Source organism: Paraglaciecola sp. IT1134 (assembly GCF_058068185.1).
In genome coordinates this window covers 3,717,373-3,743,566 of record NZ_CM176486.1, presented here as the reverse complement: position 1 = coordinate 3,743,566, position 26,194 = coordinate 3,717,373, and the positions used below count along the sequence as shown (strand labels likewise).

Annotated in this window: 26 protein-coding genes, 1 tRNA gene and 1 pseudogene; 20 read left to right on the top strand and 8 right to left on the bottom strand. The window is 45.0% G+C overall.

Going from position 1 to position 26,194, the window contains the following annotated elements:
• The first annotated feature begins 64 nt into the window (after nucleotides 1-64).
• The 3 genes from phaP to AC3RV5_RS16370 all read left to right on the top strand — a co-directional run bounded on the left by phaP (nucleotide 65) and on the right by AC3RV5_RS16370 (nucleotide 2,533).
• Nucleotides 65-754: a TIGR01841 family phasin gene (gene phaP, locus AC3RV5_RS16380; protein ID WP_489728666.1), complete on the top strand. Its 690-nt coding sequence runs from the start codon at nucleotides 65-67 to the stop codon at nucleotides 752-754.
• Between the two features lie 33 nt (nucleotides 755-787).
• Nucleotides 788-1,138 carry a phasin family protein gene (locus AC3RV5_RS16375; protein WP_489728665.1) on the top strand — a complete coding sequence of 117 codons (351 nt, stop codon included), beginning with the start codon at nucleotides 788-790 and terminating at the stop codon, nucleotides 1,136-1,138.
• A 90-nt stretch (nucleotides 1,139-1,228) separates the two neighbouring features.
• Entirely contained in the window at nucleotides 1,229-2,533 is a 1,305-nt protein-coding gene (locus AC3RV5_RS16370) for a polyhydroxyalkanoate depolymerase (RefSeq protein WP_489728664.1), read from the top strand.
• Nucleotides 2,534-2,730: 197 nt separating this feature from the next.
• On the opposite strand, the gene phbB is transcribed toward AC3RV5_RS16370, so the two are convergent.
• The 4 genes from phbB to AC3RV5_RS16350 form a co-directional block, all read right to left on the bottom strand.
• A complete protein-coding gene (gene phbB, locus AC3RV5_RS16365; protein WP_489732188.1) occupies nucleotides 2,731-3,453 on the bottom strand; it encodes an acetoacetyl-CoA reductase in 723 nt (240 codons plus the stop codon).
• A 434-nt stretch (nucleotides 3,454-3,887) separates the two neighbouring features.
• Nucleotides 3,888-5,876, bottom strand: a complete 1,989-nt coding sequence (locus tag AC3RV5_RS16360) for a tyrosine-type recombinase/integrase (RefSeq protein WP_489728663.1) — start codon at nucleotides 5,874-5,876, stop codon at nucleotides 3,888-3,890.
• A gap of 630 nt (nucleotides 5,877-6,506) precedes the next feature.
• Nucleotides 6,507-6,581 (bottom strand) — tRNA-Arg (locus tag AC3RV5_RS16355).
• Between the two features lie 45 nt (nucleotides 6,582-6,626).
• Nucleotides 6,627-7,781, bottom strand: coding sequence for a flagellar assembly protein T N-terminal domain-containing protein (locus tag AC3RV5_RS16350; protein WP_489728662.1), 1,155 nt, complete (start codon nucleotides 7,779-7,781; stop codon nucleotides 6,627-6,629).
• Between the two features lie 225 nt (nucleotides 7,782-8,006).
• Here AC3RV5_RS16350 and AC3RV5_RS16345 point away from each other — a divergent pair, with 225 nt between their 5' ends.
• Nucleotides 8,007-8,468: an LPP20 family lipoprotein gene (locus AC3RV5_RS16345; protein WP_489728661.1), complete on the top strand. Its 462-nt coding sequence runs from the start codon at nucleotides 8,007-8,009 to the stop codon at nucleotides 8,466-8,468.
• Nucleotides 8,469-8,510: 42 nt separating this feature from the next.
• Here the strand turns inward: AC3RV5_RS16345 and flgN are convergent, their stop codons facing one another.
• The 3 genes from flgN to flgA all read right to left on the bottom strand — a co-directional run bounded on the left by flgN (nucleotide 8,511) and on the right by flgA (nucleotide 10,145).
• Complete coding sequence (gene flgN, locus AC3RV5_RS16340; RefSeq protein ID WP_489728660.1) at nucleotides 8,511-8,939, bottom strand: flagellar export chaperone FlgN; 429 nt, start codon at nucleotides 8,937-8,939, stop codon at nucleotides 8,511-8,513.
• 44 nt (nucleotides 8,940-8,983) lie between these two features.
• Entirely contained in the window at nucleotides 8,984-9,310 is a 327-nt protein-coding gene (gene flgM / locus AC3RV5_RS16335; RefSeq protein ID WP_489728659.1) for a flagellar biosynthesis anti-sigma factor FlgM, read from the bottom strand.
• Between the two features lie 127 nt (nucleotides 9,311-9,437).
• Nucleotides 9,438-10,145 (bottom strand): flagellar basal body P-ring formation chaperone FlgA, encoded by a 708-nt coding sequence (flgA, locus tag AC3RV5_RS16330; protein WP_489728658.1) that lies wholly within the window; start codon nucleotides 10,143-10,145, stop codon nucleotides 9,438-9,440.
• Between the two features lie 153 nt (nucleotides 10,146-10,298).
• Here flgA and AC3RV5_RS16325 point away from each other — a divergent pair, with 153 nt between their 5' ends.
• The 13 genes from AC3RV5_RS16325 to flgL all read left to right on the top strand — a co-directional run bounded on the left by AC3RV5_RS16325 (nucleotide 10,299) and on the right by flgL (nucleotide 23,079).
• Nucleotides 10,299-11,219 carry a chemotaxis protein CheV gene (locus AC3RV5_RS16325; protein ID WP_489728657.1) on the top strand — a complete coding sequence of 307 codons (921 nt, stop codon included), beginning with the start codon at nucleotides 10,299-10,301 and terminating at the stop codon, nucleotides 11,217-11,219.
• Nucleotides 11,220-11,252: 33 nt separating this feature from the next.
• Nucleotides 11,253-12,098, top strand: a complete 846-nt coding sequence (locus AC3RV5_RS16320; protein ID WP_489728656.1) for a CheR family methyltransferase — start codon at nucleotides 11,253-11,255, stop codon at nucleotides 12,096-12,098.
• A gap of 92 nt (nucleotides 12,099-12,190) precedes the next feature.
• Nucleotides 12,191-12,592, top strand: coding sequence for a flagellar basal body rod protein FlgB (gene flgB / locus AC3RV5_RS16315; protein WP_489728655.1), 402 nt, complete (start codon nucleotides 12,191-12,193; stop codon nucleotides 12,590-12,592).
• Complete coding sequence (flgC, locus tag AC3RV5_RS16310; protein WP_489728654.1) at nucleotides 12,592-13,014, top strand: flagellar basal body rod protein FlgC; 423 nt, start codon at nucleotides 12,592-12,594, stop codon at nucleotides 13,012-13,014. Before flgB ends, flgC begins: the two co-directional genes overlap by 1 nt.
• A gap of 37 nt (nucleotides 13,015-13,051) precedes the next feature.
• The gene (locus AC3RV5_RS16305; RefSeq protein ID WP_489728653.1) at nucleotides 13,052-13,738 is read left to right on the top strand and encodes a flagellar hook assembly protein FlgD; all 687 of its coding nucleotides are present in this window, start codon (nucleotides 13,052-13,054) and stop codon (nucleotides 13,736-13,738) included.
• Nucleotides 13,739-13,752: 14 nt separating this feature from the next.
• The gene (flgE, locus tag AC3RV5_RS16300) at nucleotides 13,753-15,138 is read left to right on the top strand and encodes a flagellar hook protein FlgE (protein ID WP_489728652.1); all 1,386 of its coding nucleotides are present in this window, start codon (nucleotides 13,753-13,755) and stop codon (nucleotides 15,136-15,138) included.
• A 166-nt stretch (nucleotides 15,139-15,304) separates the two neighbouring features.
• Nucleotides 15,305-16,048, top strand: a complete 744-nt coding sequence (gene flgF / locus AC3RV5_RS16295) for a flagellar basal-body rod protein FlgF (RefSeq protein WP_489728651.1) — start codon at nucleotides 15,305-15,307, stop codon at nucleotides 16,046-16,048.
• Between the two features lie 42 nt (nucleotides 16,049-16,090).
• Nucleotides 16,091-16,879: a flagellar basal-body rod protein FlgG gene (flgG, locus tag AC3RV5_RS16290; RefSeq protein ID WP_489728650.1), complete on the top strand. Its 789-nt coding sequence runs from the start codon at nucleotides 16,091-16,093 to the stop codon at nucleotides 16,877-16,879.
• 11 nt (nucleotides 16,880-16,890) lie between these two features.
• The gene (gene flgH / locus AC3RV5_RS16285) at nucleotides 16,891-17,571 is read left to right on the top strand and encodes a flagellar basal body L-ring protein FlgH (RefSeq protein WP_489728649.1); all 681 of its coding nucleotides are present in this window, start codon (nucleotides 16,891-16,893) and stop codon (nucleotides 17,569-17,571) included.
• 13 nt (nucleotides 17,572-17,584) lie between these two features.
• Nucleotides 17,585-18,697 (top strand): flagellar basal body P-ring protein FlgI, encoded by a 1,113-nt coding sequence (locus AC3RV5_RS16280; protein WP_489728648.1) that lies wholly within the window; start codon nucleotides 17,585-17,587, stop codon nucleotides 18,695-18,697.
• A gap of 22 nt (nucleotides 18,698-18,719) precedes the next feature.
• A complete protein-coding gene (gene flgJ / locus AC3RV5_RS16275) occupies nucleotides 18,720-19,667 on the top strand; it encodes a flagellar assembly peptidoglycan hydrolase FlgJ (RefSeq protein ID WP_489728647.1) in 948 nt (315 codons plus the stop codon).
• 34 nt (nucleotides 19,668-19,701) lie between these two features.
• Nucleotides 19,702-21,834 carry a flagellar hook-associated protein FlgK gene (gene flgK, locus AC3RV5_RS16270; protein WP_489728646.1) on the top strand — a complete coding sequence of 711 codons (2,133 nt, stop codon included), beginning with the start codon at nucleotides 19,702-19,704 and terminating at the stop codon, nucleotides 21,832-21,834.
• A gap of 21 nt (nucleotides 21,835-21,855) precedes the next feature.
• Nucleotides 21,856-23,079, top strand: coding sequence for a flagellar hook-associated protein FlgL (flgL, locus tag AC3RV5_RS16265; protein ID WP_489728645.1), 1,224 nt, complete (start codon nucleotides 21,856-21,858; stop codon nucleotides 23,077-23,079).
• On the opposite strand, the gene AC3RV5_RS16260 is transcribed toward flgL, so the two are convergent.
• The gene (locus AC3RV5_RS16260) at nucleotides 23,076-24,047 is read right to left on the bottom strand and encodes a hypothetical protein (protein ID WP_489728644.1); all 972 of its coding nucleotides are present in this window, start codon (nucleotides 24,045-24,047) and stop codon (nucleotides 23,076-23,078) included. The genes flgL and AC3RV5_RS16260 overlap by 4 nt on opposite strands.
• Before the next feature lie 255 nt (nucleotides 24,048-24,302).
• On the opposite strand from AC3RV5_RS16260, the gene AC3RV5_RS16255 reads away from it, so the two are divergent.
• The 3 genes and pseudogenes from AC3RV5_RS16255 (at nucleotide 24,303) to AC3RV5_RS16245 (ending at nucleotide 25,909) form a co-directional block, all read left to right on the top strand.
• Nucleotides 24,303-25,130, top strand: coding sequence for a flagellin N-terminal helical domain-containing protein (locus AC3RV5_RS16255; RefSeq protein ID WP_489728643.1), 828 nt, complete (start codon nucleotides 24,303-24,305; stop codon nucleotides 25,128-25,130).
• Between the two features lie 357 nt (nucleotides 25,131-25,487).
• Nucleotides 25,488-25,772, top strand: a pseudogene (locus tag AC3RV5_RS16250) (flagellin N-terminal helical domain-containing protein); the annotation flags it as partial.
• Between the two features lie 35 nt (nucleotides 25,773-25,807).
• Entirely contained in the window at nucleotides 25,808-25,909 is a 102-nt protein-coding gene (locus AC3RV5_RS16245; RefSeq protein WP_489732187.1) for a hypothetical protein, read from the top strand.
• Nucleotides 25,910-26,194 lie beyond the last annotated feature (285 nt).

The window sequence follows — 26,194 nt, the reverse complement described above, 5'->3', positions numbered from 1 at the left end:
CTATTATTCAAATAAGCCGAATGCTGCATCGCAGCAAAATTAGATAAGTAGAGGGATAAAAAGTATGTTTAGTCAATTTTCAGAACAGATGAAAAATTCATCACAGCCCGTTAGTGAGCTTTTTGCTGTTAATGTTAAAGCAATGGAAGCGGTGACTAAACAACAAACCCAATTTTTCTCTGGGTGGGTTGATGACAGCGTTAAGTTAATGCAAACCATTGCTCAACAAACAGAAATGAAAGACGTATTGGCTGCTCAAACTGTTTATGCTGAATCAGTAATAGAGCGCTTAACGAGCACATCTACGAGTACATACGAAACAATAAGTTCTATTTCAAAACAGTATACTGACGCATTAAAATCAGGCTATGAAACAGCAAGCGGAGCAGCAAAAGAATCAGTTGAAACAGCGACTACACAAACAGCCATTGTTAAAGCTCCGACTGTAAATAAAACAGCGCGAGCGCCAACAAAAAAAACAAGTGTAAAAACGGCTCCGGTTTCAACTGAAACACCAAAAACAGCAGAAAAGCCCGTTAACACAGCGGTGACCAAAGCAAAGCCCGCCCCTAAATCAGTGGCTAAGCCAGTCGCTAAACCAGCAACTACATCAAAGGCTAAACCAGCAGCTACATCAATGGCTAAGCCGGTGGCAACGCTAAGTACTGAAGAAGTGAAAGCAGCGGAAAAAACGCAAACGACGGAAGTTAAAGCGGCGCCTGATAATAAATCAGCGCCTGAGACGCAAGCGTAATTACAACTTACTTTTAAATATTGGAGATACATCATGTTAGACAAAATCAATGAACAACTTAAAGAGTCAATGAAGCCTGTTACTGAATTAGCGACATTAAACATGTCTACTCTTCAAGCACTTGCTGAAAAACAGAATGCACTTTTTTCAACGCTTATGAGTAGTGGTGTTGCGTTTGCTGAAACTGCAGGCCAGCAAAAAGACGTAGCTAGCCTAGCTGAAGCGCAAAAAGCGTATTTAGAAGGTTTACAGCAAACGGTAACTGAAGCAGCAAAAGAAACGTATACCCTTGTTTCTGGTGCTCAAACTAAAGCTGGTGAAATGATCAAGGGCTTAAGTGAAGAAATGACAGCTAAAATGACTGAGGCTGCTAAAGCTAAGTAATATGTGCTGTTTATACACGCCTGTTAGGCTTGTATTAACTCTAAAACAACTCCACTCGCAGGATGTATTGTTCCAGCGGTTGGAGTTTTTTTGACCCAGCAAGAACTGTTGAGCCAACTTACCCAGCATTTGTCCAATTCCGCTGCTGGCATCGAAGTACTAGGAGACGACATGGTGAAGTATCAGGCATACGATAATTTTGTAAAAAGCGGACAATTAGTGAACGAAGGTTTTCGCTTTATTAATAATCTCATTTCTCATCCCAGCAACCCATATTCATATACTTGGGGCGGCCGTATTACAAGCGCGACTCTTCAATCAGCGATGCGACTCACGCAGCGTTATGACAAACTGGGGTTTAATATCATCGATACGCTTGATATAAAAGGCAAAACAGTTGGTGTTCAAGAAGAAATTGTATTAGCAAAACCTTTTTGCAACCTAATTCATTTCAACAAAGAAGGCCTAACTGACAAAGATAAAGTGTTGTTAGTCGCACCGCTATCTGGACACCATTCAACCCTATTGAAAGGAACGGTTGAAGCCTTGTTGCCAAACCACGAAGTATATATTACTGATTGGTTAGACGCGCGTGAAGTACCATTAGAAGAAGGTCCATTCTCATTCGATTGTTATGTTAGTTATTTAATTGATTTTATGAATAATTTAGGGCCAGAGACACATTTGATTGCTATCTGCCAACCTACTGTTCAAGCATTAATTGCCACTGCGGTAATGGCGCAAGAAAAAAACCCGAATATCCCGAAGTCATTGACTTTGATGGCGGGGCCGATAGATACCAGTAAAAATCCAACGCGTGTGAATGACTTTTCACAACAACATCCAATGGGCTGGTTTGAAAATGTGGCTATCCAGAAAGTCCCCCCAGGCTACCCTGGCCAGGACCGCAAGGTCTATCCTGGTTTTATGCAGCTAAGCGGGTTTATTTCAATGAATCCACAAACCCACATTAAGAAGCATCAAGAGTATTTTCAAAATTTATTGGTTGGCGAGAAGGAAGATACTGATCGCTTTACAGCATTCTACGACGAATACTTGTCTGTGTTAGATATGCCAGCTGAGTTCTATCTAGAAACAATAGAGCGTATATTCAAAAATAACGAGTTGGCCAACAAAACGATTACTTATGCCGGCAAGCTTGTCGACTTCAATGCGATCACCAACACTCCCCTACTTACCGTTGAAGGTGCAGAAGACGATGTTTGTGGTATCGGGCAAACTGAAGCGGCCCAAGATATTTGCCAAAACATACCCAAAAATATGCGCAAACATCATCTTCAACCAGGCGCTGGTCACTATGGGATATTTAGTGGCTCGATGTATCGTAACAACATTCGCCCATTACTTACTGAGTTTATTGATAAACATTCCTAAATTGCTTGTATATATCTAATGTATTGGAGACGTTGACAGAAAAGCAAAAAGTGCGAAATTTCGCACTTTTTGTATCTATGATGGTCTGATGGACGAAATGTCTCCAAACAGTGAGCACTGTATTTGTAATTAGGCCGCCCTATTAAAACCGTTCAATTGTGCGACCTAACGAAACATACCAGTGGACATGCACCAACTTAATACATGTGTTGGCCACCATTAATAGATAATGTAGAGCCTGTAATAAAGCTTGATTCATCATCAACTAAAAAAACCACACTGTTGGCAATATCCTCAGGTTTACCTAAACGGCCAACCGGGATCGTTTTTATAATTTTAGCTAAAACATCTGGAGGCACTGCTCGCACCATATCAGTGTCGACGTAACCGGGTGCTATTGCATTCACCGTAATACCTTTACTTGCAACTTCTAATGCAAGTGCTTTAGTAAAACCATGGATACCGGACTTAGCCGCAGCATAGTTAACTTGCCCATATTGACCTGCTTGACCATTTACCGAGCCTACGTTAATAATACGACCAAACCCTCGGCTGCGCATGCCCTCAAGTACAGCACGACAAGTATTAAAGCAAGAAGCTAAGTTAGTTTGAATAACAGCATCCCATTGCTCAAAACTCATTCTATGCATAGTGCTATCTTTAGTAATTCCGGCATTATTTACTAATACATCAATGGGGCCATATTCGCTTTCGATTTTAGCTATCCCCGCAGCAGTTTTCTCAAAGTCTGATACATCAAATTTTGCTATTGGAATACCAGTTAGTTCAGTAAATTCTGTTGCTTTAACATCATTGCCTGCGTAATTAGCGACGACTTTGTAACCTTTATCCAAAAGCTTCTTACAAATCGCTTCACCAATACCACGCGTTCCCCCTGTGACTAATGCTACTCTGGTCATATTCATTCCCTATTCCGTGACGTAACTGTTAAACAAAATCCTGCACAAACTTTGCTCTATATATAGTACAAAATACGTATAGTAATAATGCGACCTTAGTCTAAAGGTTGTATTTAATGACAACCCAATTGATATAGATCACAATAAAATCTAGCATATATTTCGACCAAGTAAAGTAAAGTGAAGTTTCAAAAACACTCGGCGTATACGTTTCACTCACAAACCACTTTATATGTACAAAAAACATACAAAAAAACACATTGCAGAACAAGAAACTCCCGGAACTTAACAAATTTGGAATTTAACAGGGCAGCCATGATAATTTTGTCTGTTTTTTGAAGCCAGATTCAATGTATCGATATAGTTGAATGAGGTAGTTTTTTCCTGCGCTAAGCAGGATTTATAGCAAATGCGGATTCGTCGTCAAAAACCTCTTAAGTTGCAACGCCATCGTACGGAAATATTGTATCTACCTGATCGACATCTACTGACTTGCCATGTCGATTAACCGCACGATATCTGCCTACTTCGGCAGGTTCAAGATAACCGGAAAGCTGTTCCAAATCATTTAATCGCGCGCCCTGGCTAACTAAGTAGGTTAAATAGGTATGCCGTAAAACGTCGGTAGATAACTGCTCTGGATAAGGCAACTCCGCGTCATGGCTTGCATTGATAATGATTTGGCAAAAATCCTCAATCGACAACGGGCTTGACCACAGTAAATCATCCGCCTGCAGGTCCGCACAAAGTTGTTCAATGATTGTCGTCAATTGGCCGGTCAAATTTACTTGACGGGCATATGCGCCTGTTATTTGCAGCTTAGTATAAACCTCAACAAAATCGGCCTTTGTGATGTTGCAAAGCTCTGTGGCATTCACCCCGCTAAGTAACAAACTAATAACCACCTTAGCTTGCTTGTTCGCTACACGGTACAAACGCTGGCATTCGTCTACCGTTAATAAACGTATATTGGCATGCTGAATGTTTCCCTCGCCTATCTGCAAAGGTTGCGGCCTTGACGGTAATTTATCGTGTTCAGTCAGTGGCAACTCTGGGTAATGGTTTGCTTGCTGTTGGCCGGGTAACACCACAAAATTTGTACCCGCAGCCGGTAGCGATTTTTGCCGCACAATAAAGCTAAAAAGTAGCAGTGCTATCACTGCCGATACGATAGCAGCAACAATACTTATCAGTGTATCTTGCCAATAGTCGGGGCCTATTGGAAACTGCGGGGTAAAAGGCTGTTCGAGTATGCTTATTTTGGCGACAAAGGGCTTCAAGACTTCCTGTTCAATAAGCTGGTTTTTCAGGGTTTGCTCGTGTAATTGCAATTCTTTCAAGGCCTTATCTAAACTACGATAATGCTCTAACTTTTGGTTGAAAACCTGAGCCTGGTTTTGTAAACCCGCTAGTTGCTCTCGCAAGGCATTAGCTTTACTCACAGACACAGTTAAATTACGTTGGGAATCTTGAAAATACAACAACTGGCTGTCGGCAATTTGTTGTTCTAAGTCTTTGCTTAGGATTTTAAATTTCTGCTGCTTGGAAACCACATCCGGATCCCGTTGCAAATATTCCTGGGTATATTTTTCGGACAGTGCTGATAGCTCTGCCTCCAATTTTTGCAGAACTGCGCGGTTTGCATCAATACTCGTCTTATCCACCGGGCGTTCAATCAGTTGGCCGCTACCACGCGACTCATTAAGACTATCCAACTCTGCTAGTGCCTGGGATTTTTGCGCTTCAGCTTCATCTAAGGACGCTCCCAATCTTTTGATTTTATTTGGAATTCTATTCTCGTCACGCTCTAACGAAATAATATTGTTGGCTTGCGAGTACACATCTACAATCTGTTGCTGCTCAGTAATTTTGTGCTCAAGTGCGGTCAGTTGTTGCTGGTATTGCAGTATTTCATCGGAGTTATTGTCAACGCGTTCCCGCTCCAGTAACGACATATATAATGTCAGCCACTGCTCCAGTGCGGGTTTGAGCAGCTCGGGAACTGCGCCTGCAGTGTGCAAGGTTATTATTTGCCCCGCGCTACTGGATGTTGCGCTAAGCATGTCTCTCAATTGTTGGATGTTGAGATCAATCAAGCTTTCCCCGCGCAACTTAGCAGACAAGGCCTGTAACATGCTGTTGCTCGTCAAACGCTTTTGGTTAAGGATAAGTTGTTGCTGAGCAATATAATCTAGCTCCTGGGCGTTTTGCGTAGCATAAGAAAAATGCAAAATCGCCTGACTCTGAAACTCAGGTGGTCTGGCCCAAATGAATATATTTGCTATCGTCAGAACAAAAACAAATACGCCAACCAATACTTGCCAGCGCTTTCTTTGTGTTTTTTTTTGTTCTTGTGCCGCAAGGTGATCGTGTCCGCCGCTAGGCATATTGGGAATATAATTAACGTTGTTAGTAAAGGGCATTGTGCAGTTCCATATGACTTTAATACGATGAGGTAGCATGGGTATAACTAATGAATATTAAGATAAAACTGATCAATTTACTGCCTATCATTTTTAGTTTGTCCAGACTTGTTCCAGATGCCGTTAAAAACGTGACGAGCGATTATACAGTCACTAAAATAATGACTGACTACATAAAGACCGGTAATGACCAACGCGTGTCGTCATAAAGACGCTTTTGTAAAACTTATTCATGTGCTCAGTCCGCTTGGATTTGTCGTGCTTTAGAACCGTTGCAATGCCCGGTATAAATCTTTTAAAGACCGTTCAAACTAATTGTCGGTTAATCTTCAGAGATGATGATTTGTTAATTTTGCGGTCTATAGCTACGTTATTCTTGGTTTTATTGCAGCGTAAAAACTACTAATTTAACGCGACTATTTTTACCTAACATCTCTCAGCACCCTTGTTTAGCGGTGGAAAAATCCAAATCAGATCACGCTGTGCAGCACATGTGTATCAATAGACATGAAAAACAGTCTATTTGGGTTAAAGTGTGAAAAGTAGGGAAGTTGCCTGTAAGCATTGATTTTATTGGTCTTGGATGGTTTTTGATTAACTGTTATAGATAACGATATGCGATATACGACATGGTGTCCCCACCTGGAATCGAACCAAGATCTAGCCCTTAGGAGGGGCTCGTTTTATCCATTAAACTACGGGGACCAAATCGCGCTACATTATTACCCAGCCATCTGGGGATTAAAAGCCTTAACGTCTGGCGACAAAGTCGTTTGCTTGAATATTAGCCAGCGGGGCGCCAGATGAAGAGGTGACTATTGCAGTGGCAGAGAATGTGTCGATAACCCGCACTTTTTGCGGATGTAAATGAAACTGTTGATGCATGTTGCCGCTCGAGTCAAAAAACTGGCTGAGTTGAAATAATGTTAGTTCATCGCCGTTTTGCACCCCGTGACTTGTGCCGATATTGACCGTAAGCTGACTATCATTAACTTGCAAAACTCTGCCGTAAGTAGGCAAACAACTGATCGCTTCATCAATGATCTGGGCGTTTTCTTGTAACAAGGCGCTGACCGAACTGCCAAACGCTGATTGCCAAAGCGCCGGGCTGGAATTGTTTACGTGCTGATGTAAATCAAATTCCCAAGGTGCGTTAATGGCTGAAACCTTATCTGTTATGATCTCGCCGGTATTGCCATCAAATAAATCCAGCTCCAAGGTAAAGTTACGCATCAGCGCCGCTGAGCGCCAAAACACTAGACTATTTTGGCTTTGCCGTTCAACGGAAAACTCAGTTATCTCCCCGACTAGCACAAATTGGCTATTGGTTTTGCGTGCCAGGCTCAGTACTGAGCTTTTGATGTTCCCGTGGGAAGGGGATAAATAATAGGGTTCAATTTCAGTTATTTCTGAGTAGCGACTATGACGGTTAAATTGTTGTTTGAAATGTTCGGCAACGGTTTGCCCAAAGCCGTGCATGTTGCCTACTGAAGTTTGCTCCCTATGTTTGATAGGAAACCAAGCCGTGACTATATCTTTTTGGTATTGGGCAGCTTGGCAGGTGTTTTGTTGGGCGAATATATCGGCCCGGATACTGATTGATACATAGCCATCATGGTAAGTTTCACTGATGAGCTCCAGGTCGTTGACCTCGCCTGAACTGCGGATTTCGACTCGGTCATGTTCAAGCAGTCCATTACTCATCTCCTGCACACTGCTGACAGAGGCGCCAGCAAACAGCAGGGCTTGTTTTATCGCTTCTTGGGTTGCCTGCTGTTTAGCCGCTTGTTTATCGCCGTTGTGGATCACGGCCTGACCACTTGCTTCAAACCAAACCGCCTGAGCCGAAAAGCTGAACATTAAGACAATGGTCTGGCATACAATTAACCGCAATACACTTGGCATGTTGATTTTCTCTCACATATCGCCCTGGTGAAAATATTTGTCCGACGTCGGCAAAAAATTGACGTTAAAAACGCTAGGCATAGGAATATAGGTAAATACTAGCATTTTCCATACCTATAATTCAGATACTGGCTCGACAGTGGATGGTTTGCGCCAATAGGTACGAATATTGCTGTAAAATAACATCGAACACCAAGGTGTACTTCAGTTTCCCGGGGATCTAACATGAAAAATTCATATCTTTTACTAATCAGTATCTGTGCCTTGATGGTGGGGTGTTCATCTGTTTTTGATAAGCAAGTTGAGTGGGAAGTCATTGAGCCCGAGACTTATCCGGTTATTTCGGCCATAGGATATGCACCTATTTCTGCTCAGCATGGTCAAGGTGAAACCAGTAAAATGCTGATGGCCATTAAAGCTTCAAAGTTGGATGCATATCGGGAGTTGACCGAACAGGTCTATGGCCAAAAAGTTGACGGGGGGCAAACTCTGGCCAATATGCTGCTAACGGATGAAACCTTAAACAGTTCGGTACAAGGTGTTATTCGCGGTGCACGGGTGATCAAAAGCTATCCGGTAGGAGATGATATGTATGCTACCGAGCTTGAACTAGATTTTAAGCGGGTGTATGAAATTTACTTATCCACTGCCAGGCCGAAACGTATCAAAGACGTGCATTACTATTAATTTATTCAATACTCGGCCAAGCCTGACTATGCAAGCTGAACGTTAAACGCTCACCCCACGGTTGCTTTTTCCGCCTTGGGCTTTGCCACTTTTATCGTAAGTCATGGATTCTTTGGCGCGCGCTTCAAGTAGTAATGTGCGTAGGTGTTCGAGTCGCAGCTGTCCTTGCTCAACGGCAGTTTGATTAATCTTGGTACGGTACGCGCATTCAGATACCAGAGCTTTAGCGTGGTCGAACAGAGATTGTACTTCGTCGGTATTGCGTTCAACTTCTGGGCTGGCCAAATAAACAGCGCTAATCAGATTATCCTGAGCCTGAATGGCTTCCAACAGATTTTCTTTATTTTTGAGTAGATTGATCAGTGATTCTGCATCACGACTACTGATCAGATGCAGCTCACTTTCTAGCGCGTGTTTGAGATTTTCAAGGTGGTCAAATTGGATCTTTATGGCGTTTATTAATTCTGACATATGACGTGCCCTTAATTGACTAGTCAATTAGTATGCGTCTGATTTTAGTTTCTACCAAATATTTCTAATTCTTGGGCGGATATATTTTTCGCTAATGTCTGCGGATTAACGCTGTATTCGCCACTTTGTACCGCTTCTTTCAAACGATCGACTTTTTCTTGATTAACCGGAGCTTCACCACTTCTTTTTTGTACCTGACTTAATTGCTGAGCTGAATTAGTCAAGGACACCGAATCTTGGTGCACAGCCTGGCCGCTTGCATCTTGCTTGGCAACAGACTTATCGCCGGCATTTTGAATTTGTTGCTGGTTCAGCTTCTGATTTTCTAACGCTGGCTTATGACCATTGTTGTTTACATTGTTTATAGACATTTTATTTTCCACCACCTTTTAAACTTCCTCACCCAATGTATCGGCAAGGGTAATATATTCTTTAATAAAAATATCGTTTTATACGTAAGTATCGAAAAACATACGGAAATTTCTGCAGTTGAGCCAGTTAAATATTAACCGTTACCTCACGAGTGTTAGTAATACGCGCATCAATCTGTTTTTTAGAACGGCTATTTTTGACTGAAATTGTTTCGCCAATGTTGCCGTCTTCCATTGCGATACCTGTTGCTTTGACCTGCATTGAACCACTTGACGCATTGATCACGATTCTATCACCCTTGCACACAAAACATAAATTATTTGGTGACACAGGCTGGCCTGGCCTGACTCTGCGCTTTATTCTTGCGCCAATAACTTGCTGTATATCAGTATAGGTGGTTCTGCGAATTAAACTTTTATTCATCTCTATTATTTTTAGATTTCTTTCGGTTAAAATAGTGCCCGGGCTGACGGCGCTGGCTATTGCTACCACGGATTGCATTTGCACGACACTGACCATTAGGTACATATACCAGTTTGAATCGTTACAAAAGGCTTTGACCGCAATATTGCTTTGATTAATAACATCATTACTGGCGCTATACTCTATGGCGGTAGGGCATACAGGGATAAATACACGCTCATCTACTTCGGCGGCATTAATGGTTAAGGATGAATGTGCCGATAGCTCATATTGGGTTGCAACATATTGTTCAGCCCCTTTACGAATGTTCGCTCGTGATGCCAGGTCATTTGCTACGGCAAATTGACAAAAACTGTACAGGATACCCGCGAGTAAGTAGGCTGTCGGCTGGTGGAAGGTGGTAGTATTCATTTCACTTGTGACCAATTTGGCTATGCTTAAGCAAATTAAACGATTACTGAGCGTCAAAAAACAGACGTTTGGCGCTGAAATCGCAGAGATTCGCCGCGGTAAATAGCTTTAAAGCAACTATTAAGCCGACTTTAAAAGTCATTGGAGTGTTTCATGTCCGAAATTATGAATTCCGTCAATCAGCGTACGCAATTGGTGGGTCAGAATAGATTGGAATTGTTGTTATTTCGACTCAATGGTCGACAAAAGTATGGCATTAATGTTTTCAAAGTACGCGAAGTTTTACAGTGTCCGCCATTAACTTCTATTCCCAGGCTCAACCCGTTGGTGCGGGGGATAGCACATATACGTGGCCAGACCATTTCCGTGATTGATATGAGCCTGGCCACTGGCGGTAAAGAAATAGTCGATCTGGGCAGTGCGTTTGTGGTCATAGCCGAATATAACAGTTCGGTTCAAGGGTTTTTGGTTGGTGCAGTGGAACGTATTATCAATACGAACTGGGAAGCAATTATGCCACCGCCAAAAGGTAGCGGGCGGGCTAGTTACCTCACTGCCGTTACCGAGTTTGAAAAAGAATTAATTGAGATCCTGGACGTTGAAAAAATCCTCAACGAAATATCGCCTATTAGCACGGCGGTCAGTGATGAGGTTTCCAGTATGCGGGTGGAGAATAAGCAAAAGAAAATCATCTTTATTGCGGATGACTCTTCTGTAGCACGCAATCAGGTCAAAAAAGCGCTGGCCACCCTGGGGCTTGAAATCGAAGTGGCTAAAAATGGTCTGGAAGCCCTTAATCGTCTTAAAGCCATCGCAGCAGAAACCGGTGATGTGACTGACCGGGTTGGGGTCTTAGTGTCGGATATCGAAATGCCGGAAATGGACGGTTATACCTTGACCGCTGAGATCAAAAACGACCCGACTCTACAAAAACTGCATGTGGTGTTGCATACCTCACTAAGTGGCGTCTTTAATCAGGCCATGGTGCAAAAAGTGGGGGCCGATGACTTTATTGCCAAATTTCATCCCGACGAATTAGTGACTTCGGTCCAAAAATGGTTTGGAAATAACTAAGTGCCAGGTGTTGGCTTAAAGAAGGAAAGGGTATTGTTCGATAATAATATTGGTGTGCAGGAGTACATGGCGTTTTGCCAATTTTTGGAACACCAATGCGGCATTGTATTAGGGGATAATAAGCAGTACTTAGTGCGTAGCCGGTTATCGCCACTTGTCGCCAAGTTCAATATCGATTCTTTGTCGGCTTTGACCATTAAAGTGACGGCCAATCGGGATGTGCAACTGCGTAACGCCGTGATCAATGCCATGACAACCAATGAGACCTTGTGGTTTAGGGATACCTACCCATTCGACATTTTACAGCATACGTTATTACCAACATTTGCCGCCCAGCGCAGCCCTTTACGTATATGGAGTGCCGCTTGTTCATCCGGGCAGGAAGCCTATTCTATCGCTATGAGTATTGCCGAGTATAAGAAGCAACATCGCGGAGCTTTTCCTGGGGGGGTACAAATCGTCGGCACGGATATTTCCAGCGATATGATTAAACATTGTGAAGCGGCAGAGTATGACAGCATTTCCCTTTCCAGAGGCTTGTCTGAGCAACGCAAAGCGCAATTTTTTGAGCCCTGTACCGCGCCAGGCGGTGCAAATCGCAGCCGCTTAAAAATGGAAATACGCAATATGGTGACATTTATGCCGATCAACCTGCTTGATTCGTTTTCCAATGTGGGCAAATTTGAGATCGTGTATTGCCGTAATGTCTTGATCTACTTTTCCCCAGCCTCCAAACAAAAAATCCTGCAAAAAATTGCCGCCTGTCTGCCACACCAGGGCGCGTTATTTGTTGGCGCATCGGAATCCTTGTCAGGGATCAGCACTGAATTTAACATGTTGCGCTGTAGTCCTGGTCTTTATTACACTAAAAAAACCTAGCTATTTCATAGTCTTACTCAGTTTTCCTGCCATCGTCAAAATTTTTTTGGCACAGCTATTGCTATAACCTCAGCAAATGAGGAGTTTTTAGTATGGCGATAAGTTTAGATAAGTTGATGGGATTTCAGCAAAAAGCATTACAGGTTCGTACTGAACGTATGGAAGTGATTGCTGGAAATCTTGCCAATGCAAATACCCCAGGGTACAAGGCCCGAGATATTAATTTCCAGGATGCGATGAAAAGCGCCCAGTCTTCTCGGGATCAAAATCTAACTCGTACTCATGAAAACCATATTCAGGGCCATATGAAAGGCACAAACGATATCGACTTTCGTATCCCTAACCAACCCGATACCGGCGATGGCAACACCGTTGATGTGCAAGTGGAACGGAATAACTTCCTGGATAATGGTTTACGTTACCAAGCCGGGATGGAGTTTCTAAATGGTAAAATTAAAGGTATGAAAAAAGCAATTAGTGGAGGGCAGGGCTAATGAGTTTATTTAACGTTATGGATATCGCCAGCACGGGTATGAGCGCTCAGAGTGTGCGTTTGAATACCACGGCCAGTAATGTGGCCAACGCAAACAGTGTTAGCAGCAGTTATGACCAAACTTACAAGGCTCGTCACCCCGTGTTTGGCGCAGAGTTGCAGCGCGCCAGCCAAGACCAAAGTGTGGGGGCGCGGGTTGAAGTGCTGGGCATAGTGGAAAGTCAAAAGCCCTTGCAAATCGAGTACAGTCCTGGGCATCCCATGGCGGATGAAAACGGTTATATCTATAAACCCAACGTCAATATAGTAGAGGAGATGGCTGACATGATGTCAGCGTCAAAAGCCTACGAAACCAACGTTCAGGTTGCCGATACCACCAAAAAGATTTTTAGAAACGTATTGCGCTTAGGGCAAGGTAGCTAGCACTGATACGTGAGCGGTTTAACATCGAGGAAGAAACGTGGATACATTAATTAAAAATGGTTTAAACAGCGATCTGTACTGGCAGCCTGAGACCGTGCCGGTGGCAGATAAGAGTGCCCAGAACCTTTCCCAAGAAGATTTCTTCTCGTTGCTTACCGAACAGTTGGCCAATCAGGATCCAAGTAAGCCGATTGATAATGACCAGATGGTGGCTCAGATGACGAGTTTCACCATGGCCGATGGTATCAGTCAGTTAAACGACAAGTTTGAGTCTTTCGCCAGCTCCATGACGTCCAACCAGGCTTTGCAAGCTTCAAGTCTGATTGGTCAACAGGTGTTGTTGCAAGGTGATATAGGCTATATGGCCAATGAAGGTCAGGGGATTTCCGGAGTGGTGATCAATGATGCCACAGCCCAGAACATGGAAATCACCATCGAAAACGAAGTGGGTGAAATCGTCAAAACCATCAATGCGGGCACTCAAACGGCGGGTAACGTCGAATTTGAATGGGACGGCACCGATGCAGGAGGAAATTTATTGCCGCCCGGCAACTATGTGATCAAAGCACAGGGTGACGTGGCGGGTGAGCCGCAACAATTAGTGACAGCAGTGAATCGGCATGTGGACAGCGTCAGCCTCGCTGGTAGCAGCCAAGGTATTATTTTAAATCTTGATGGTGATGTAAGTGTCAAACTTGACGACGTCATTCAACTCGGTGGTTAACAGGAGAATTTACGATGGCTTTTAATATTGCATTAAGTGGTGTGTCAGCCGCGCAACGAGACTTGGATACAACCGCAAATAACATAGCAAACGTTAATACGGTGGGTTTCAAAGAGTCACGGACTGAATTTGGTGATGTGTATGCATCATCGTTGCTCGCAGGGGGTAAAACCAAAGTCGGTGACGGCGTGATCACCCAGGAAGTGGCCCAGCAGTTTTCCCAAGGAAGCCTGCAATTTACCAATAACTCATTGGATTTAGCTATTACCGGTAACGGTTTTTTTGCCACTGTACCTGAAATTGAATCCCGGGAGTTCTCCTTTACCCGCGCCGGCATGTTCAAGTTAGATTCAGGAAACTTTGTGGTCAACTCCAATGGCGATAACCTGTTGGGTTTTCCCGTCAACCCTGACGGCACGTCATCTTCTGTGGCCTTAAGTACCACCCAACCGGTACGTATTCCCGATTCATCCGGCTCGCCTCAGCCAACCTCTGAAGTGTCGTTGAAGATGAACCTACCCGCGGGGGATGATGCGGTTAACCTGGATTTATTTAATCCTGCTGATCCACTCACCTATAATGCGGCCACCTCGGTCACCGTGTTTGATTCATTAGGTGACAGCCATGTGATGACCTATTATTTTATGAAGGATCAAGCCCAGACCAATGAGTGGGTAGTGGCCACTTATATGGATGAAATACCGCTGCAAACCGAAGGGAATACTCCCGGGACACCACCTACGACAGGTGCTAACGTGGTGGGTGAAACTTCGCTAGGTGCTGGTAACGAAATTGCCGGTTACCGAATGAAATTTAGCAGTGGCGGTGATTTCATTGAAATTCAAAATTCTGACGGCACTTCAAGCCCCACTGGTGATGTTAACAGTGTGCCATTAGGCGGCACTATCTTGGCAAATGGCTCGGATCCAACGCAAGTTATTACCACCAATTTTGCCTTTGATCCGGCCAAAGCCACGCCGGATGAGCCTACTCAATTCGCCTCGGCATTTGAAGTGACTTCACTTGAACAGGACGGCCTGGCCGTTGGGCGACTAACCGGGATTGACATTGGGCCTGACGGCCTGGTACGCGCCACCTATTCAAATGGTACCTCTGAGCCTATTATTCGGGTTGCTTTAGTCCGTTTCTCCAATGATCAGGGATTAACTCAGAAGAGCAATACCCAGTGGCAAGAGAGTATTTTATCCGGTGAAGCCCTGGCCGGTGAAGCGACAACCGGGACCTTCGGTGATATTAACTCGTCAGCGCTTGAGCAGGCGAACGTTAATCTCACTACAGAGCTGATTGATTTGATCATCGCCCAGCGGAACTTCCAGGCTAACTCACGGGCGTTGGAAGTCGATAACCAGTTGAATCAAACAATCTTAAATATTCGTTAAGTTTTTAAATCACACATTACCAGAACAAAAGGCCGCGCATCAGCGGCCTTTTGTTTATCCCCTCGCTTAAATAGCCCTCATCTGTATATACATGTGAACCGCTTGATATTGGTGGCATCTTATTTGCACAGTTCTAGCTAAGGTCCTTTTTAGTCAAGAAGTTGTCATGGATAAATTGCTCTATATCGCCGCCAGCGGTGCCAAACAAGATCTCCTTGGCACGGCTGTCAAGGCCAACAACCTGGCCAACGCCCAAACTACCGGTTTTAAAGCGCAGCTGGAACAAGCCAGAGCGATGCCGGCTTTCGGCGAAGGTTTGCCGACTCGGGTTTTTTCGATGACGGAAAACCCGGCCAATAATTATGAAGGTGGCGCCATGATCCAGACGGATCGCGAGCTGGATGTGGCCATTCAGGGCGAAGGCTGGTTTTCGGTATTGGATGCCAATGGTAATGAAGCCTATAGCCGCAATGGCAGCTTTCAACTCAGTGCTGATGGTCAATTGCAGGATACATCGGGTAACACTATTGTCGGCGATAACGGGCCGGTGTTTTTGCCCGTACCGTTATCGAATATAAATATTGCCGGTGACGGCACCATCTCAGTCAGGCCTCAGGGCGCACCAGAAACGGTATTGGAAGAAGTCGGGCGCTTAAAGCTGGTTAACCCTGACGTTCAGAATGTAGAACGGGGCACAGATGGTCTGTTCCGCCAGAAAAACGGTGAACTGGCCGCTGCGGATGCCGCTGTTAGTGTTCGTACCGGCATGCTGGAGGGCAGTAATGTCAATCCGGTTGAAGAAATGGTCGACATGATCAGCCTGCAGCGACACTACGAAATGCAAGTCAAACTTATGAAAAGCGCAAGTGATCTGGATGCACGTGGTAATCAATTACTGCGTCTTATTTAAAAATGATTACTGCAAATTTAAATCTATCAGTGGAGGTGGCTTATGCACCCAGCATTATGGATCAGTAAAACAGGACTCGACGCCGCACAAACCGATGTGGCGGTTATCTCGAATAACTTGGCTAACGCCAGTACTGTGGGCTTTAAAAAAGACCGGGCCATCTTTGAAGATTTGCTGTATCAAAATATTAATCAGCCCGGGGGGCGTTCATCTGCGGATACCGAACTGCCTTCAGGCTTAATGTTAGGTGCAGGTAGCAAGGTGGTGGCGACGCAAAAATCCCATACTCAAGGCAATATGCTGACCACAGACAATTCGCTGGATATGTCTATTCAAGGGCGGGGTTTTTTTGAAATTCTGCAGCCAGATGGCAGCACTGCGTATACTCGTAATGGCCAGTTTACCTTAAACGACCAGGGCCAGATTGTAACCCCGGGAGCCGGGTTTTTAATGCAACCCACGATAACCGTGCCAGAAGATGCCCAGCAAATAACTATCTCTCAAGATGGGGAAGTGTCAGCCAGCATCAGGGGCCAGGCCGATCCCCAAGTGCTGGGACAGATCAGTGTTTCTGACTTTGTCAACACCACAGGTTTGCAACCTATCGGTCAGAACTTGTATGTAGAAACCGCGGTAAGTGGTGCGCCAATCCAGGGGATCCCAGGTTTGGAAGGTTTGGGAACTGTGATACAGGGCGCCCTTGAAACCTCAAATGTGAATGTCACCGAAGAGTTGGTTAACCTGATTGAAAGCCAACGTTTATATGAAATGAATTCCAAGGTTATATCGGCGGTCGACTCGATGCTTGGTCAGGTCATTCAGCAACTGTAATGGCTAGTCTAATGAAAATCCTCTGTGTGATTGTTTTAGCGGCAGTACTGGGCGGCTGCCAAAGTACCCAGCAGCCAGATATTATGCCTAATGATCCCTACTATGCGCCCATAGCCGCCGACTTGCCGGAACAAAAAATTGCCGACGATGGCGCATTATTTCGGCCTGATATGGCTAACAGCTTATATTCCGATGTGAAAGCCCGTCGAGTGGGAGACATTATTACGGTTAATTTACAGGAAAACACCCGGGCCACCAAATCTGCGGGCACCTCTACTGCTAAAGACTCTCAGGTAGACGTGAACCCTATCATCGGCCTAGGTGGTAATGCGGTTAATCTTGGCTCTCAGTCTATACAGTTGGGGGTCGGTGCCAGCAATGCATTCAGTGGTGATGCCTCGGCGAATCAAAGTAATAACCTGGTGGGCAGTATTTCGGTAACGGTGATGCGTGTGATGCCCAATCAAAATCTGTTAGTACGGGGAGAAAAATGGCTGACGTTAAACAATGGCAATGAATACATTCGTCTGACCGGTGTCGTTAGACCGGCAGATGTAAGCCCCAGTAACGAAATTGTATCGACAAAAATTGCTAACGCCCGTATCCAATATAGTGGTACTGGCACCTTTGCCTCCGCGCAAAAAGAAGGTTGGCTTAATCAATTCTTCTCTTCCGAGTACTGGCCTTTTTAGGCAGGAGCATAAAATGAAATCATATTTAGCGTTATTGGTGATCTGCAGCTTGTTGCTTGCACCTTTTGGCCATGCTCAGCGTATAAAAGATTTAGCCAGTGTCCAGGGCGTACGCGCCAACCAATTAGTGGGATATGGCTTAGTAGTCGGTTTGCCCGGTACGGGGGAGCAAAGTCCTTTTACTGAACAAAGCTTTCGTACCATGTTGTCAAACTTCGGTATTAGCCTGGCCACCAATGTAAAACCCAAGATCAAGAATGTGGCAGCGGTAGCGGTACACGCTGAATTACCCCCTTTTTTAAAGCCGGGACAAACCATAGATATCACCGTATCTTCCGTGGGAGAAGCGGCAAGTTTGCGTGGTGGTACGTTATTGCAAACCTTTTTAAAAGGCCTCGATGGTAAGGTTTATGCCGTGGCGCAAGGTAGTTTAGTGGTTAGTGGTTTTGGTGTGCAAGGTGCCGATGGCTCAAAAATTGTTTCCAATACCCCTACTGTGGGGCGCATTGCCAATGGCGCGATTATCGAACGTGCTGTGCCAAACGGCTTGATGCAGAACGACTTCTTAACCCTTAATTTAAACTACCCGGATTTTTCCACCGCCAAGATCCTGGCGGATACCATCAACCGCCGTCTGGGGGCGGATCCAGATAAAGGTTTTACCATTGCCACGCCCATTGATGCCGCATCGGTTCGGGTCAGTGCACCCAGAGACGTAGGACAAAGGGTAGGTTTTTTGGCCACCCTGGAGAATTTTGAATTTGTGCCTGCCAAAGCGCCGGCCCGTATTGTGATCAATAGCCGAACTGGCACCATAGTGATCGGCCAAGACGTGCGTTTGTTGCCTGCAGCTATTACCCATGGCGGATTGACCGTTACCATAGCCGAAAACCAGACTGTAGCGCAGCCTAATGCCTTAGCGGCCGGAGAGACTGTGGTCACTGATCAATCCATCATAGATGTCAGTCTCGAAGATACCAGAATGTTTAAATTTGATCCTGGCGTGACCCTGGACCAACTGGTCAGAGCGGTTAATGAGGTAGGGGCGGCCCCAGGTGATTTAATGGCGATACTCGAAGCGCTCAGTGAGGCGGGTGCCTTACAGGGCGAGTTAGTGGTCATTTAAAGGGCTATTGAGCAAACTTATTATGGAACAATCATTTAAACTTCAAGGCCAGTTTGACCAGTCACGTAATGCCAATGATATTCAAGGTTTGGATACGTTACGCCGTGCAGCACAAAGTGGTGACGAGGGGGCACTAAAAGAAGCCGCTCAGCAGTTTGAAGCGATTTTTGTGCAAATGATGCTTAAGTCCATGCGTAAGGCGCAGGATGTCATGGCGGACAAAGACAGCCCTTTTAACTCTGAGCAGGTCAAGTTTTACCGAGATATGCATGATCAACAACTGGCCACCGACATGTCCAGTAACGGCAGTATAGGCCTGGCAGATATCATAGTGAAACAGCTTGGCAAGGGTACCGAAGGTTATACTCCGGCTAGTGTGATCCGTAATGACGGTAACTTGTCAGATATTAATCGCCATACCATTAAGGCTGTGGATCAGGCGCAAAAGGCAGTGTTAGATAAACCGGTGCCAGATGTTGTGGGTTACAAAGAAGCGGCATTTGACAGTCCCGAAGCTTTTATCAGTCAACTGTTTCCCGCCGCACAAGCCGCAGCCAAAGAATTAGGACTCGATCCCAAAGCGATGCTGGCCCAGGCTGCGGTTGAAACGGGTTGGGGTAAATACATGATGCATAATGCTCAGGGTAATACTCACAACCTGTTTGGTATAAAAGCAGATTCCAGATGGCAAGGTGATAAAGCTATCGTGAACACGCTGGAGTTTGAGCAAGGACTGGCCACACCCAAAAAAGCCGAATTTCGCGCCTATTCCTCTTTTGCCGATGCAATGGACGATTATGTCGCATTTGTCAAAGAAAACCCTCGTTATGAGCAGGCACTTACCAATAGTGCAGAGCCTAAGCGCTACTTTGAACAGTTGCAACAAGCGGGCTATGCAACCGACCCTGGTTACGCTAATAAGGTATTAGGGGTTCTAAATAGTGCCCCCTTAAGCGGATTTAATCCATGAAGCTAATAGTCAGTGTCAATGCGGAGAATAACCCATGATCAGAACGGCGGATTTACTGTCTATTGCGCGCTCAGGCATTGAGGCCAGCACTCAGTTATTAGGCACCACGGGTAATAATATTGCCAATGTCAATACTGAAGGTTATGTGCGGGAGCGGACCCTTTTTGTCAGCGAGCTGACAGGGGGGGTGGGGCAGTCGACCACCGAACGGGTGATCAACGTTTTTGCCCAAAATCAGTTACGCCGAGATACTACTACTTTGGGGGATCAGGAAGCATTTTGGAATAAAACCCTAGTATTGGATAACGTCTTTGCCAGTGAAGCGAATAGTGTTTCGGCCAGTATGAGCCGTTTTTTTTCGGCTATGCAGACCGCAGCAGATGATCCTACCAGTATGGCTGCACGCCAGTTAGTGTTAGGTGAAGCAAAATCTATGGTTGGTCAGATCAGTACTATATCCGATTTTCTGGCAGACAAGGAACGGGAACTTAATTTTGAATTTGAAGCGTCACTGAATAAAGTCAATTCACTGGTGCAATCTATAGCGGATCTGAACGACTCTATTCGTATCAGCCAGGCCAATAACCGCAATGATGAACCTGGCGCGCTTAAAAATCAGCGGGACAACGCTATTTTGGAATTGTCGAGCTTGGTGTCTATTGAAACCCGGATCAATGCTAACGATGACGGGGCGGTGATGGTTAATCTTACCTCGGGAGAATCCTTGGTATTACAAGACGGTACCTTTAATGTATTGCAAATTAACAGTGACGCGGATTTAAATTATAAATCCCTGCAGTTGTCTAGTAACGGTAGACCCACGTCGCTTAACATCGCCGAAACTAAGCTCGGTGGCAGTATGGGTGGCCTGTTTCGTTATCGGGATGAAGTGCTGGAACCAAGTCGTCGAGAGCTGGGGCAAATAGCCCTGGCGGTGACCGAGTCGGTTAATACCCAAAATAGAAGTGGCATGGACTTCGACCAGCAACTGGGCGGTGATATTTTCTCTCGGCCCACTATCTTAGGCCTGAACTACCAGGGTAACGGCAGCCCAAATAGTGTTATGAGCGGCCGGATTGCCGAGGGCGCCGCCAGTGAAATAACCAGTGCCGATTATCAGGTGACGTTTGATGCGGTAACGCCTGGTGTACCAGCGACCGTGGATGTGACTGTGGCCCTATTAAACGGAGATGGTACACCGGTAACCGATGTAAATGGCGTGGCAGTAAGCCAAAGCTACACAGGTCTAACTGCACAAAGCGGTACGTTTAATCAGGTTTTAGGAGGAATTGAACTTCAGTTTCAAGATGGCGCCAGCTATTCCGCCGGCGATCAGTTTTTATTGCAGCCGACTAAAGAAGTGGCCAGTAAAATCGAAGTTATCATGACCCGCCCAGAGGATTTGGCCTTTGCCAGCCCTGTGCGAATAGAATCGGATATCAATAATTTAGGTGAGGCCCAGTTAACTTTCACTGGCGTTAGCAATACTTTGGTCGATAACAGTTTTAGTGACTCTAGAGCCTCAGCATTTGACGGCTCCGGTGGTATTCATGGACCAGGTGCGGCCCCTGGAGGCGGCGTAGGTGCCCCGGCGAAAATTGTCTTTAGCTCGGCCACTGATTATGAAGTGTTTGATAGCAGCGGTAACTCGATCACTACTGTGACAGGCGCCAGCTCTCTGGACAATCTGCTTGGCCAGGCTGAGGCCGGTGGCGCACCTTGGCCTGCGGCCTTCAGTGCGTTAGACGACTACCCTGGCTATGATTTTAGCTTACAAGGCGTGCCCAAAGCTGGAGACAGTTTTGCTATCAATTACAATACTGATGGACTGAACGATAATCGCAATGCCTTGAAGATGGCGGACTTACAGAGTTTTAATACCATGCAGCTCAATAATAGTGGCTCTGGTAATCCGGTCAGTTTTCATGAAGCCTATGCTAATATTGTCAGTAACATAGGCCAAAAGTCAGCCAATGCGGATGTGGCGGTACAGGCTGCTGAAGCGCTAAAACTTCAGTCTGAGGATTGGTTTGACTCTGTCTCCGGTGTGAGTTTGGATGAAGAAGCTGCAAATTTAGTCCGTTTTCAGCAATCTTATGCGGCTGCGGCGCGATTATTGAACACAGCACAAGAGATGTTTGACACAATTTTAAGCATGGTTAGATAATAATCAGATGAGAGTGTAGTTATGCGTATTTCAACCGGTCAATTGTACGATCGAAGCATTCGTTCAGTATTAGAAAGTCAAGGGGATTTGTCTGATGTGCAGCGCCAGTTAGCATCAGGCAAGAAATTACTGCGTCCTTCGGATGACCCCGTAGGTGCGGCGCAGGTGATCCGCTTGACCGAAGAAATCGACCTGATTGGTCAGTACAAAAAAAACAATAACTTGTTAACAAGCAGCTTGGGGCTGGAAGAGGTAGTGTTGAGCAACATCAACGATAGTGTGAACCGGGCTCGGCAGTTAATGATCCAGTCAGGTAACGGCATATTAAGTGTTGATGACCGCCACGCTATCGGTATCGAAATTGGCCAAATACGTGACCAAGTATTTGATGCCATGAACAGTCAAAGTGCAAACGGTGAATATATTTTTGCCGGTTATCAATCTGCCGCCCCAGCGTTTAATTTGGATCCCAATGCGCCAGGCAACAAATACACTTTTCAGGGCGATGAAGGGGTCAATGAAATCCAAGTTTCGGATTCATTGTCTTTGGCGGTGAATAATTCCGGTAAGACTGTATTCGAAGACGTTTTTGCTCGGTTAAAAAGCGATATCACTTCTAGCGTAGGCGTTACCGCAGCTTCTTCAGCAATTACTGCCCAGAGTCAATTCGATAAATTCCATACGGCTAACTATGATGCGGTAAATCCTGCAAATAATGAATTTCAAATCAGTATTGTTGGGCCTAATCAAGTACAAATAAACAATGTGGGTTTAGGGACTACAGAGGCCACCCAAAGTTTTACCAGTGGTACCCCTTTTGTGTTTAATGGTCAAGAATTTAGCATTGAAGGCACGACAGGGGATTCTGTTAATTTTACCCTGCAAGAGCCGACAAAAAAGAACATTGCTGAAACCCTTAATGACTTTTATCTGAGTTTAAGTGATGGCAGCATTTCTGACCTTGATGCTCAAGTGGCGCTCAGCGATGCACTGGTGGGCGTGGATAACAGTTTAAACAGTATCGGTAATGCCACCTCTATGATAGGAGGCAGGGTGAATGTGGCGCAATCTGTGTTGGAGTCAAATCTGGATCTGGAGATAACAAACAAGACCGCTCGTTCTAATATCCAAGACGTGGATTACGCAGAAGCCGTATCTGAGTTAAGCAAGCAGGAGACAGCCCTGCAAGCCGCCCAAGCGACTTTCTCAAGGGTAACTGGCCTGTCTCTGTTTGATTATATCTAGGTAGGGGTTAGTTTTATAACAGCATTACCAACTTGCGCACTCAGACTAATACAAGCCAAATAGATACAGCTTTTTTGCTCCCGATGAGAAGAGTAATAACTCAAGTATAAATCGTTATTTTTTATCACCAACCCCGGGTAACTGTTATCTCCTGCCGATGGCAGTAATAATTCCACAACGGTGCGCCCAGTGACTAAATCCATCCTTAATACCCCAGTGCGTAAAACGTCCTTAACTAAAATGCGCCCCGCCACAATAGCCTGTTGATCATTATGTAATAACATCACCGGGCCACCCAGATAAAACCCCAAATCCATCCACTGCCACTGACTATAAGGTGTTTTACTTATGCCTAACTGGGCAGTGTAGCTGTCGGCATCCCGGCGTATCAGCGCATAAGCGGTTCCTTTGGAGGTAAAAGCCAGGTCGCTTTCGTTGGGATAACCTTTTCCATGAGTGACTAAGCTCAAGGCGTTCTTCTTAAGCAGATGAAAACTACGCCTGGGGTCGCCAGTGTATAGGTTGACGGCATTTTGACCTCGGTTGTAAGCAAAGCCATAGGCTGTATTTTGAAACCAGCGTAGCCGCCACAACCACCAATTTTTATCTGCCAATCGGTGATGCCCTGACCAGCTCAGTCCGTCACTGGAAAACCAGCACATGGATTGACTGGCCGGCGCGCCACTTTTCGAGCTGACATTCCTTGCATAGGCCAACAATAATAACTTGCCGTCTGGGGTAACGCTGAGTTTCGGATCCCGTAAATCTATGTGACCCATTTGCACTAAATTGGATGTTAAAATACGGCCTTTGTCATCGAGTTTTAGTATGCGAATGACGCCATCGTCACTGACATGATTGCGCGCTTCGCGAAAACAGCAATATAGTTGGCCGTTAAACTCACACAAGTCGGTAAACGCATTGTGTGCACTTTTTGACCAGAGCTTGGTAAGAAATTTTATTTGCATTTTTTTTACCCTTCAAAATTAGATAAATCCATTGAAACTCAATGAATTAGCAATGACAACGCTGGCAAAGTTGGGCCGGGTTGGCAAGATGCGGCAATATTTATTTAAAGAAAGTTTAACCAGTGTCGATAACATTTGTGAGAGAGCAGGAATAATGATTTATTTACCTAATCATGTTTCTATTTAGTGTTATTTAATCACCGATATGTACTTCGGTTGCCAGCTTCTGCTGGACTGAGAGTGTAGGAGCAAACCATGAGTTTATTCGTAAATACCAACGTTTCGTCATTAACTGCGCAACGTAACTTATCCGAGTCATCAAATAGTTTAAACACGTCTTTTGAACGTCTTTCATCTGGTTTTCGTATTAACCGCGCTGCAGATGATGCCGCCGGCCTACAGATATCTGATCGTATGACGAGTCAAGTGCAAGGTTTAAACCAAGCCGTTCGAAACGCCAATGATGCAATTTCGTTAACGCAAACCGCTGAAGGTGCGTTAGGTGAAGTTACCACTTCATTACAGCGTATGCGCCAGCTAGCGGTGCAGTCACAAAACGGTATCAACTCAGATGCAGACCGTGCAGCTTTGGATAAAGAATTTCAAGCCCTGGGTACAGAAATTGACCGTGTAGCGGGCACCACTAAGTTTGGTGACATCAATCTTCTGAGCGGAGGTTTAACAGCCTCATTTCTGGTTGGCGCTAACGGTGGCTCTGCTGAAAAAATAGATGTTACTGCGACCACAACAAGCTTTAGCACTAATAAAATATTAGGCGCAGCTAGTGATGTAACGACTTCAGCCACGGCAGCCACTGCGCTAACCAATATAGATGCTGCGCTTAGCACTGTAGGTACTCAGCGTGCAGAATTCGGTGCCACACAAAACCGCTTCCAATCGACTATTCGGAATTTAAGTAATATTTCCGAAAACGTCACAAACGCTCGTTCACAAATTCGTGATACAGATTTTGCTGCAGAAACGGCTAAGTTAACCCGTAACCAGATCGTTCAGCAAGCAAGTTTAACCATATTGAGTCAGGCTAATCAGCGCCCGCAAGCCGCTCTATCTTTACTCGGTTAATTGGTTAATTAGCCTAGGTTTCGAGACCCTACTGTTTGGGGCTTTGAAGCCAGGAGGTCGTGTACCAGGTTAAAAGAACCAATCAGTTGAGGGCTTCGCTCGCTCTCTCCTAACATCAGCGCCTTTAGCCGGAGAATTTTCTCCGGCTTTCTTATTTTTTATTTCAATATATTGAAATGTATGGGTTTAATTATTTAGTTTATTTTTATGTTAAAGGATTTCCCCGTCCTTACAATAAATCCTACATAACAGCTAGGTCATTTCAAACAATAACAAGTCAGCGCTATCACAGAGACCTAACAATAAAATCAAGGGCCCTGTACCCGCCATGAAACATAATATAATAGTCGAGCGGTCATTAAAAAATCGTTAGGTGAAAAAAATGAGCTTATTCGTAACACGAATGTGTTGTCGCCAAATACTACACGTCAATTATTCAAGTCGATCAATAATTTAAATACTGCCTTTGAACGTTTATCATCTGGTTTTAGAATTAATAGCGCCAAAGAGGATACCGCTGGGTTGTAAATATATAATCGCTTAAGCACACAAATTTTAGGCTTGAATATGGCAGTGCGTAAGGCTAACGATGGTATATCTTTGGCACAAATTACTTTCAATCCATTATTCGAAATCCGAGTTACATTTAGGAAAATGTTTCTGCGGCAAGAAGTTGCATCAGAGATACGGATTTTGTCGTCGGATCGGCAGAATTGACCCGCTGGCAAATCATTCAGCAGGCGGGTATTGCCATACTGGGAATCAGCAGCCACAGGTAGCGTTGCGTTTGTTGCTGGGATAAATATGACTATTTGGCAGATGCCCGTTAAGATTGAGCAAATTGTATCGGTAGTAATAGGGTAAAACTCTGGCTATGGTGAGTAGGGCACCCATAATAATGGTTGGTTGCTGACAGACAGGGAGAACGCCAGGAGGGAGTGAGGTTTTGAGGTGTAGGCCATCAAACCTGCCTGTCAGCTTGAGCTTACGCTCAATAAAAACGCTGACCAGGGTACCAGTCAGCAATATTATAAAGCATGTTGTATGCCAAGTGGATTGCACGG

Excerpts from the sequence above, each read along its gene's own strand:
- phaP (WP_489728666.1), top strand. The coding sequence starts at position 65 with ATGTTTAGTCAATTTTCAGAACAGATGAAAAATTCATCACAGCCCGTT.
- AC3RV5_RS16375 (WP_489728665.1), top strand. The coding sequence starts at position 788 with ATGTTAGACAAAATCAATGAACAACTTAAAGAGTCAATGAAGCCTGTT.
- phbB (WP_489732188.1), bottom strand. The coding sequence starts at position 3,453 with ATGACCAGAGTAGCATTAGTCACAGGGGGAACGCGTGGTATTGGTGAA.
- AC3RV5_RS16360 (WP_489728663.1), bottom strand. The coding sequence starts at position 5,876 with ATGCCCTTTACTAACAACGTTAATTATATTCCCAATATGCCTAGCGGC.
- AC3RV5_RS16350 (WP_489728662.1), bottom strand. The coding sequence starts at position 7,781 with ATGCCAAGTGTATTGCGGTTAATTGTATGCCAGACCATTGTCTTAATG.
- AC3RV5_RS16345 (WP_489728661.1), top strand. The coding sequence starts at position 8,007 with ATGAAAAATTCATATCTTTTACTAATCAGTATCTGTGCCTTGATGGTG.
- flgN (WP_489728660.1), bottom strand. The coding sequence starts at position 8,939 with ATGTCAGAATTAATAAACGCCATAAAGATCCAATTTGACCACCTTGAA.
- flgM (WP_489728659.1), bottom strand. The coding sequence starts at position 9,310 with ATGTCTATAAACAATGTAAACAACAATGGTCATAAGCCAGCGTTAGAA.
- flgA (WP_489728658.1), bottom strand. The coding sequence starts at position 10,145 with ATGAATACTACCACCTTCCACCAGCCGACAGCCTACTTACTCGCGGGT.
- AC3RV5_RS16325 (WP_489728657.1), top strand. The coding sequence starts at position 10,299 with ATGTCCGAAATTATGAATTCCGTCAATCAGCGTACGCAATTGGTGGGT.
- flgB (WP_489728655.1), top strand. The coding sequence starts at position 12,191 with ATGGCGATAAGTTTAGATAAGTTGATGGGATTTCAGCAAAAAGCATTA.
- flgC (WP_489728654.1), top strand. The coding sequence starts at position 12,592 with ATGAGTTTATTTAACGTTATGGATATCGCCAGCACGGGTATGAGCGCT.
- flgE (WP_489728652.1), top strand. The coding sequence starts at position 13,753 with ATGGCTTTTAATATTGCATTAAGTGGTGTGTCAGCCGCGCAACGAGAC.
- flgF (WP_489728651.1), top strand. The coding sequence starts at position 15,305 with ATGGATAAATTGCTCTATATCGCCGCCAGCGGTGCCAAACAAGATCTC.
- flgG (WP_489728650.1), top strand. The coding sequence starts at position 16,091 with ATGCACCCAGCATTATGGATCAGTAAAACAGGACTCGACGCCGCACAA.
- flgH (WP_489728649.1), top strand. The coding sequence starts at position 16,891 with ATGAAAATCCTCTGTGTGATTGTTTTAGCGGCAGTACTGGGCGGCTGC.
- AC3RV5_RS16280 (WP_489728648.1), top strand. The coding sequence starts at position 17,585 with ATGAAATCATATTTAGCGTTATTGGTGATCTGCAGCTTGTTGCTTGCA.
- flgJ (WP_489728647.1), top strand. The coding sequence starts at position 18,720 with ATGGAACAATCATTTAAACTTCAAGGCCAGTTTGACCAGTCACGTAAT.
- flgK (WP_489728646.1), top strand. The coding sequence starts at position 19,702 with ATGATCAGAACGGCGGATTTACTGTCTATTGCGCGCTCAGGCATTGAG.
- flgL (WP_489728645.1), top strand. The coding sequence starts at position 21,856 with ATGCGTATTTCAACCGGTCAATTGTACGATCGAAGCATTCGTTCAGTA.
- AC3RV5_RS16260 (WP_489728644.1), bottom strand. The coding sequence starts at position 24,047 with ATGCAAATAAAATTTCTTACCAAGCTCTGGTCAAAAAGTGCACACAAT.
- AC3RV5_RS16255 (WP_489728643.1), top strand. The coding sequence starts at position 24,303 with ATGAGTTTATTCGTAAATACCAACGTTTCGTCATTAACTGCGCAACGT.